Genomic DNA, 7,703 nt, shown 5'->3' on the forward strand with positions numbered 1-7,703 from the left:
CTGCGAGATCATGTGGTGTCCCAGTGTTTCGCTGTCGATGTGGGCCAATGCCTGGCTTGCCGGCAAGGCCGCGCCCGACGACGTCTTGGATGCGTTATCGCTATGGGCGCCAAAGCAATCCGTGACAGCCTACGATGCCGTCGCCGCCGGCCACACCGGCTTGCCGTGGCCTGACGTGCACGACGGCGGCACCATGTCGCTGTTGCAGACCGTTCGGGCCGCCGCGGGCCGGAACAACAGCTCCGCGACGGGTCGGACCCCCGGGCCGATCAGCGTGGTGCTGCCCGTTCCCGGAGACGTGCGAGGGTTGTCGGCCGGCACCCAGTTCCAGCGTGACGCGCTGGCCGCCGGCGAGGCGGTGATCATCACCAACGCGGCCGACCCCGGCACCGCCATCGGGCTCGTCCCGGAGTTCTCCTACGACGACGTCGAAGAGACCGACGACGACCAATTCCCGGAGATCTGCGCGTTGTCCTGGACGGTGTACTCGCTGCCGGTCGCCCCCGTGATCGACCACTACGAGTTGGGGGACGCCGAATACGCCTTGCGGTCAGCGGTGCGATCGGCCGCTGATGCGTTGAGCGCCATCGGCTTGGGTTCGGCGGCTGCCGGTGTGGACAATCCGCGGGCGATGGTAGAGCAGATGCTGGAATCGACTCGGCAACACTGCGTTCCGGACCACGCCCCGTGCCGTGCATTACGGGTGCTGGAAAACGCCGCACACGTCGACGCCATCATCGCCGTCAGCGCCGGGCTGAGTCGGCTTCCCGACTCGTCGACGTCGCGCATCACCGCGGGCATCGAACCGCTTGGTACGCAGTCGTCCTCGGAAGCACACATCGCCAACAGTGCGCTGCGGCCGTTGACCGCCGTGGTGCGCTCAGCACGCATGGCCGCGGTCAACGCGATTCTGTACTCCGCGTGGGCGGATTGATTAGCCCGCGCCGTCGGGGTCTTGACGTGCGCAATGCGGCGGGCGGCAGGGCGCGCCGTTGACGCTGGCCAGACAACCCGGCACCGGGTCGGCGCCGCGCACTCGCGCGGGCTCGCGGCCATAACGAAGTTCGTCCATCAGATCAATTGCCAGCCGGGCGAACCGGGGATCGGCGTTAGGGGTAGTGGCCCTGGCCAACGCAATGCCCAGCTGTTGAGCTTCGTCGCGTAACTCGTTGTCCAGATCCCACACGACCTCGATGTGGTCGGCGACGAACCCGATGGGGCACACGATGACGGCTTGGACACCGTCATCGGCCAGCGATTTGAGACGGTCGCCGACGTCGGGCTCTAGCCACGGCACCTGCGGCGGTCCCGAGCGGGACTGCCAAGCCAGGTCATAGTCGTCGTATCCGGCGGTCGTCGCGACAAGTCTTGCGGCATAGGCCACTTGGCGGCTATACAGGTTAGGACCCAAACGCTGGTCGGCGGCGACCGGAATGGAATGTGCGGTGAAGATCAGGCGCGCGTCGGCCGCTACGGTGGCGGCGGCCGCGGTGACCGCTTCGGCGAACATCTCCACGAACAGCGGATGGTCGAAGTAGGGCCGGAGTTTGGTCAATTGCGGCGCCTGCGGGCCGGCCCCTTGCCGGGCGCGGGCAATGTCTTCGACATACTGTGTGCAGCTGGAATATCCGCTCCATGCCGAAGTAGTGAACACCGCCGCGCGCCGGACACCGTTGTCGTACATGGTGATTACGGTGTCTTCGACGAAGGGTTCCCAGTTGCGGTTGCCGAAGTACACCGGGAGATCTTGTTGAGCGACAATCTGTTCGATCAGCGCGCGGTTGATTGCGTTGATCGGGGAAACACCGCCGAAGTGCAGGTAGTGCTCGGCCACCGCGTCGAGCCGCTCCGGGGGCACCCCACGTCCCCGAGTGACGTTTTCCAGAAAGGGCCGCACCTGCTCGGGGCCTTCCGGCCCGCCGAAAGACAACAGCAGGACGGCGTCGAATTCCATTGCGCCTTACAGTAACTGGGTGTGTGCGCCGCCGTCGGCGAAAATGATGTCGCCCGTGGTGGCCGGCAGCCAGTCGGAGAGCAGCGCGCAGACGGTCTTGGCGACGGGCGTGGGGTCTTTCATGTTCCAGCCCACCGGAGCGCGCTGGTCCCATCCCTCTTCGAGAAGCTGGATCTGCGCGCCGGCTTCCTCACCGAGCGCACCGCCGACGATGGCGGCCATCGCCAGCGTCCGGATCGGCCCGGCGGCAACGAGATTCGAGCGCACACCGTACTTGCCGGCTTCGCGCGCCACGAACCGGTTGACCGATTCCAGGGCGCTCTTGGCCACTGTCATCCAGTTGTAGGCCGGCATCGCGCGGCTCGGGTCGAAGTCCATGCCGACGATGGAACCACCCGAGTTCATGATCGGCAATAGCGCTTTGGCAAGCGACGCATAGGAATACGCGGAGATGTGGATCCCTTTGGAGACGTCTGCATAGGGCGCGTCGAAGAACGGGTTGATGCCCATCCCGCTTTGCGGCATGAAGCCGATCGAGTGCACCACGCCGTCGAGCTTGTTGCCCTCGCCGATCACCTCGGTCACCCGCTGCGCCAGCGTGCTCAGATGCTCCTCGTTCTGCACGTCGAGTTCGAGCAGCGGCGCCTTCTCCGGCAACCGGTCGACGATGCGTTGAATGAGGCGCAGCCGGTCGAACCCGGTGAGCACCAGTTGCGCGCCCTGCTCCTGGGCCACCCGCGCGATGTGGAAGGCGATCGAGGAGTCGGTGATGATCCCGCTGACCAGGATTCGTTTGCCTTCGAGCAGTCCTGCCATGTCCGTCCTTTGTGTGTTAGTGGCCCATGCCCATGCCGCCGTCGACCGGGATGACCGCGCCGGAGATGTAACTCGCGTCTTCGGAAGCCAGGAAACTGACCACCCCGGCGACCTCAGCGGCGGTGCCGACCCGCTTCGCCGGGATGAACTGCAGCGCCCCTTCTTGAATCCGCTCATCCAGCCCGCGGGTCATGTCGGTGTCGATGTAACCCGGGGCCACCACGTTCGCGGTCACGTTGACCTTCGACAGCTCCCGGGCGATCGAGCGGGCCATGCCGATGACACCGGCCTTCGAGGCGGCGTAGTTGGCCTGATTACCGATGCCCCACATGCCGGAGACCGAACCGATGAAAATCAACCGGCCGAACTTCTTTCGCTGCATGCTGCGCGCTGCCCGCTGAACGACGCGAAACGCCCCGGTGAGGTTGGCGTCGATGACCTTTTCGAACCGTTCCTCGGTCATCCGGATGAGGAACGCATCCGCGGACAGTCCCGCGTTAGACACCACCACCTCGACCGGTCCCTGGTGCTCTTCGACCTCCTTGAAGGCGCGGTCGACAGCGTCGTTGTCGGTGACGTCGCACTCGACACCGAACAAGCCGTCGGGTGCCCCGGATCCGCGATGGGTGACGGCCACCTTGTGACCGTCGGCCGCCAGCCGCTGGGCAATCGCCAGTCCGATCCCCCGGTTTCCGCCCGTCACCAGGACGGAACGAGAGACGAAGGGAGGTCTGCCGCCGGCTGGGGCGAGTTCAGTGGCTGTGTCAGTCACCCGGCCAACCTATCGCCTCGCCGTCTTGACGCCGAAATCGCCCCGCTGGCTACGTCCGAGCCCGCGAATGGAACCAGGCTGCCAATTCGGGGCCGACATTTCACCGTGCGGTTCCGTTGGCGGCAGGGGTGGATCATCCCGAGCGCCGCGGCTATCCACAGACACGTTTCCTCGGTAACGGCCAGGCGAGTATCTGTCGGGCTGACTTCCCACACTTCGGCCATGACCGAGCCGTTTCTGGGCAGCGAGGCCCTCAGCGCGGGTGTCCTGACGCCGTACCAACTGCGCAGCCGCTACGTCGCCCTGCACAAGGACGTCTACATCGCGCGCGAGCAAGAACTGAGCGCGTCGCTGCGGGCCAAGGCGTTGTGGCTGCGCTCGCGGCGGCGTGGCGTGTTGGCCGGCTATTCCGCCTCCGCGCTGCACGGCGCCAAGTGGATCGGCCCGGAGAGGCCCGCCGCGATCATCGACACGAATCACCGCCCAGCACCGGGAGTCCAAGTATGGAGAGATCGGATTGAGGCCGACGAGATCGGGGTCATCGACGGCATGTGTGTGACGACGCCCGACCGCACGGCCCTGGACCTGGCCAGTCGATACCCGGTCGGCGCCGCCGTCGCCGCGGTGGACGCCCTGATCCAGGCGACCGAGGTGAAGCCCGCCGATGTCAATCTGCTGGTCGAACGCTATCGAGGCCGTCGCGGCATCAAGTCCGCGCGGGCAGTCCTCGACCTGGTCGACGCCGGCGCACAATCTCCCAAAGAGACCTGGCTGCGTCTGCTGCTCATCCGGGCCGGCTTCCCCCGTCCGCAGACACAGATCGCCGTCCGCAACGAATGGGGTTGGGCAGAAGCCTATTTGGATATGGGCTGGGAGGACATCAAAGTCGCGGTCGAGTACGACGGTGACCATCACCTCAGCGACCGTTACCACGTCAAGAAGGACATTCGACGGCACGAGAAAATCACCCACCACTACGGATGGATCGTGGTGCGGGTCGTCGCGGGCGACCATCCCGCGGACATCATTCGGCGGGTTCGAGATGCGTGGGCGTCGCGAGGAGCCTGAACGCCCCCGCGAGTGGAACCACACTGCGAAAATCGAGGCCCAAAAGCGCAGCCAGGTTCCACTCGCGGAAGGAAGGAAACGGGGGTTAGGTCGGGAGGCGACGGTTGATCAGCAACGCCGCCAGCCCCGCGATCGCCAACACCAGCGCACCCAGCCGCAGCCAGCCCACGCTCGCATCGCCCTTGATGGTCTCGTAGCCGATCTGCTGTTGCAACGACGCGTAGACGGCCTTCAACTCCTGCAGGGTCGCCGCGTTGTAGGAGTTGCCGCCGGAAAGCTGCGCGACCTTCTTCATGGTCTCGTCGTCGACGGGCACCGGCTGGCGCTGGTCGTTGATCTCGACGAACCCGTACGGAGTGCCGAAGGAGATGGTCGAAATCGGCACACCCTGATCCTTGGCGGTGCGTGCCGCGGTGTAGGCGCCCTTGGGGTTGTCCGGATTGGTCGGCATCGTCTCCTTGCCGTCGGAGAACAACACGATGCGCGCCGGCGGTGGAGTGTCACCGCCACCGATTACCGCGCCCACGGTCGCGATGGCCTGCAACGCGGTGAAGATGGCCTCCCCGGTGGCGGTGCGGTCGGCGAACTGCAACCGGTCCAGCGCGGTCTTGGTCGCGTCGCGGTTGGTCGTCGGGGACACCAAGACGGTCGCGGTGCCGGCATAGGCGATCAATCCCAGGTTGATACCCGGGGTCAGTTCGTCGGCGAACTGCTTGGCGGCCTCCTGCGCGGCGGCCATGCGGTTGGGTTCGACATCGGTGGCGCGCATCGACTGGGACACGTCGATCACCAGCATCACCACCGCCCGGTTACGGGGAATGCGGACGTCGTTGGTGGGCCCGGCCATGGCGATGGTGAACAGCACCAAGGACAACGCCAGCAGGATCGCCGGGAGGTGCCGCCAGCGCGACGGCCGCTTGGGCGCCACGCTTTCCAGCAGTTCCATGTTGGCGAATCGCAACATCCGCTTCTGGCGCGCGAGTTGCAGGATCACGTACAGCGCGATCAACCCGGCGACGACCAACAGGAACAGGAAGAACCAGGAGTGTTCGAAGCCGGACAGCGTCATCGGCCCGAGCAAGGGCAACGTCATAGCAGACCCCTCACCGGCGCCCCGCCATGGCTCCGCGCCGGCGGGACGCGACGAAACGGACGATGTCGGCGATCCAGTCACGGTCGGTGCGCAGCGTCATCACCGGCGCCCCGCAGCCGCGGATGGTGCGGGCCACGTCGGCGCGATGGGCCGCCGCGGCCTTGGCGAAGTCGCTCTGCAGCTGGGAATCGATGGTGAATTCGCGGGTGACGCCGGACTCGGCGTCCTGCAGGATCACGTCACCGATGTCGGGCAGTTCGATGTCGCGGGGATCGAGCACCTCGATGGCCAGCACCTCGTGGCGAGCGGCGATGCCACGCAGCGGCCGCATCCAATTGATCGGCCCGAGGAAGTCGCTGATGATCACCGCCATCCCGCGCCGGCGCTCGGGGCGTCGCAACGAGTCGATGGCGGCGGCCAGGTCACCGCGGACACCGACCGGCGCGCGGGGGGTGGTCGCGATGGTGCGCAACATGGTTTGCACGTGCTGACGTCCCGATCGCGCCGGCACTCGAATGGTGTTGACGCCGTTGGAGATCAGCGCACCCAGCCGGTTGCCGCCGCCGGTGTTGAGGAACGAGATCGCCGCAGCCGCCGCGACCGCAAGGTCACGCTTCTCACAGACGGCGGTACCGAAGTCCAGGCTGGCCGACATGTCGACCACCAGCCAGGTTTCCAGCTCCCGGTCGGCGATCATCTGCCGCACATGCGGATGAGTGGTGCGCGCGGTGACGGCCCAGTCCATGCGCCGGACGTCGTCGCCGGGCTGGTACATGCGCGACTCCCCCGGCTCGGAGCCGGGTCCCGGGATCAAGCCGAGGTGATCGCCATGCAGGATGCCGTCCAGCTTGCGGCTGACGGTCAGCTCCAGAGTGCGCAGCGCCGCCGCGAGCTTCGGGTCGTCGATGGAGCCGCGTTGCATCGACGGCGGGTGGACGACCGCCGGCGTCTTGCTATCGGTCACCGACCGGCCGCGGCCGTGGCGCCCTGCATCACCGGCGGCACCGAATGACCTTGCTGCGGAACGGCATTCACCTGCGGCAGCGCGACAGTCTGCAGCACGCGGTTGATCACGATCTCCGGCGAGATCTCGTCGGCCAGCGCGTCGTAGGTCAACACCAACCGGTGCCGCAGCACGTCGGGCACCACCTCGATGACGTCCTGCGGGATGACGTAGTCACGCCCGCGGACCAGCGCCAGCGCCCGCGACGCGGCGATGATGCCCAGCGAAGCGCGCGGGGAGGCACCGAAAGCGATCCAGCTCTTGACGTCGTTGAGCCCCAACTGCTCGGGGTGGCGGGTGGCGGTGACGACCCGGACCACGTAGTCGACCAGCGCGTGGTGGACGAAGTTGTTGGCCGCGATGTCCTGCAGACGCACCAGGTCACCCGAGTTGAGGATCTGCTTGGCCTGCGGCGGCTTGACGCCCATCCGGTAGATGATCTCCCGCTCTTCCTCCGGCGACGGGTAGCCGACGTTGATCTTGAACAGGAAGCGGTCGCGCTGCGCCTCGGGCAGCGGGTAGACGCCCTCTTGTTCGATCGGGTTTTGGGTGGCCATCACCAGGAAGGGGTTGGGCAACGGGAAGGTTTTGCCGCCGATCGACACGTGGCGTTCGGCCATGACCTCGAGCAGCGCCGACTGCACCTTGGCCGGCGCACGGTTGATCTCGTCAGCGAGCAGGAAGTTGACCACGACGGGCCCGAGTTCGGTGTCGAACTCCTCCTTACCCTGCCGGTATATGCGGGTACCGATGATGTCGGTGGGCACCAGGTCGGGGGTGAACTGGATACGGGCGAAGGTGCCGCCCACCACGCGCGCGAAGGTTTCGACGGCCAGGACCAACTGGTCGAACGGATGCTGGTTGGCCTGCTGGCCAAAGGACACGTGCTGCTGGAAGGTGTGCCCGGCGTCGCCAAGACGCTGGCCGTCGAAACCTTCGCGCGCGTGGTGGGCGGCACCTTCGCCCGTATCCAGTTCACCCCCGACCTGGTGCCCAC

General features: G+C 66.5%; 8 protein-coding genes and 1 pseudogene. 3 read left to right on the forward strand and 6 right to left on the reverse strand.

The window, feature by feature from the left end; all coding sequences use genetic code 11:
* Positions 1-10: 10 nt before the first annotated feature.
* Complete coding sequence (locus tag A9W95_RS16180; RefSeq protein ID WP_067414661.1) at positions 11-934, forward strand: hypothetical protein; 924 nt, start codon at positions 11-13, stop codon at positions 932-934.
* Here the strand turns inward: A9W95_RS16180 and A9W95_RS16185 are convergent, their stop codons facing one another.
* Genes A9W95_RS16185 through fabG1 form a run of 3 tightly spaced genes read right to left on the reverse strand, consistent with a single transcriptional unit; the run spans position 935 to position 3,542 of the window.
* Complete coding sequence (locus A9W95_RS16185; RefSeq protein ID WP_067414663.1) at positions 935-1,954, reverse strand: ferrochelatase; 1,020 nt, start codon at positions 1,952-1,954, stop codon at positions 935-937.
* Between the two features lie 6 nt (positions 1,955-1,960).
* A complete protein-coding gene (gene inhA, locus A9W95_RS16190; protein ID WP_067414666.1) occupies positions 1,961-2,770 on the reverse strand; it encodes an NADH-dependent enoyl-ACP reductase InhA in 810 nt (269 codons plus the stop codon).
* A gap of 16 nt (positions 2,771-2,786) precedes the next feature.
* Complete coding sequence (gene fabG1 / locus A9W95_RS16195; protein ID WP_067414669.1) at positions 2,787-3,542, reverse strand: 3-oxoacyl-ACP reductase FabG1; 756 nt, start codon at positions 3,540-3,542, stop codon at positions 2,787-2,789.
* A 222-nt stretch (positions 3,543-3,764) separates the two neighbouring features.
* Between fabG1 and A9W95_RS16200 the strand changes: the two genes are divergently transcribed.
* Positions 3,765-4,610: a hypothetical protein gene (locus tag A9W95_RS16200; RefSeq protein WP_067414671.1), complete on the forward strand. Its 846-nt coding sequence runs from the start codon at positions 3,765-3,767 to the stop codon at positions 4,608-4,610.
* A gap of 85 nt (positions 4,611-4,695) precedes the next feature.
* Here A9W95_RS16200 and A9W95_RS16205 read toward each other — a convergent pair whose 3' ends face one another.
* The 3 genes and pseudogenes from A9W95_RS16205 to A9W95_RS16215 form a co-directional block, all read right to left on the reverse strand.
* Positions 4,696-5,703, reverse strand: coding sequence for a VWA domain-containing protein (locus tag A9W95_RS16205; protein ID WP_067414674.1), 1,008 nt, complete (start codon positions 5,701-5,703; stop codon positions 4,696-4,698).
* Between the two features lie 10 nt (positions 5,704-5,713).
* Positions 5,714-6,667, reverse strand: a complete 954-nt coding sequence (locus A9W95_RS16210; RefSeq protein WP_067414676.1) for a DUF58 domain-containing protein — start codon at positions 6,665-6,667, stop codon at positions 5,714-5,716.
* Positions 6,664-7,542: pseudogene (locus A9W95_RS16215) on the reverse strand (AAA family ATPase); the annotation flags it as partial. The gene A9W95_RS16210 and the pseudogene A9W95_RS16215, both read right to left, overlap by 4 nt.
* A gap of 18 nt (positions 7,543-7,560) precedes the next feature.
* On the opposite strand from A9W95_RS16215, the gene A9W95_RS28425 reads away from it, so the two are divergent.
* On the forward strand, positions 7,561-7,703 hold a 143-nt coding region (locus tag A9W95_RS28425), incomplete at its 3' end, for an AAA family ATPase (RefSeq protein WP_371328083.1).

The organism is Mycobacterium sp. 1423905.2, from assembly GCF_001673155.1.
GTDB lineage: Bacteria > Actinomycetota > Actinomycetes > Mycobacteriales > Mycobacteriaceae > Mycobacterium.

Coding starts and splice junctions, on each gene's coding strand:
- inhA (WP_067414666.1), bottom strand. CDS start 2,770: ATGGCAGGACTGCTCGAAGGCAAACGAATCCTGGTCAGCGGGATCATC.
- A9W95_RS16200 (WP_067414671.1), top strand. CDS start 3,765: ATGACCGAGCCGTTTCTGGGCAGCGAGGCCCTCAGCGCGGGTGTCCTG.
- A9W95_RS16205 (WP_067414674.1), bottom strand. CDS start 5,703: ATGACGTTGCCCTTGCTCGGGCCGATGACGCTGTCCGGCTTCGAACAC.
- A9W95_RS16185 (WP_067414663.1), bottom strand. CDS start 1,954: ATGGAATTCGACGCCGTCCTGCTGTTGTCTTTCGGCGGGCCGGAAGGC.
- A9W95_RS16180 (WP_067414661.1), top strand. CDS start 11: ATGTGGTGTCCCAGTGTTTCGCTGTCGATGTGGGCCAATGCCTGGCTT.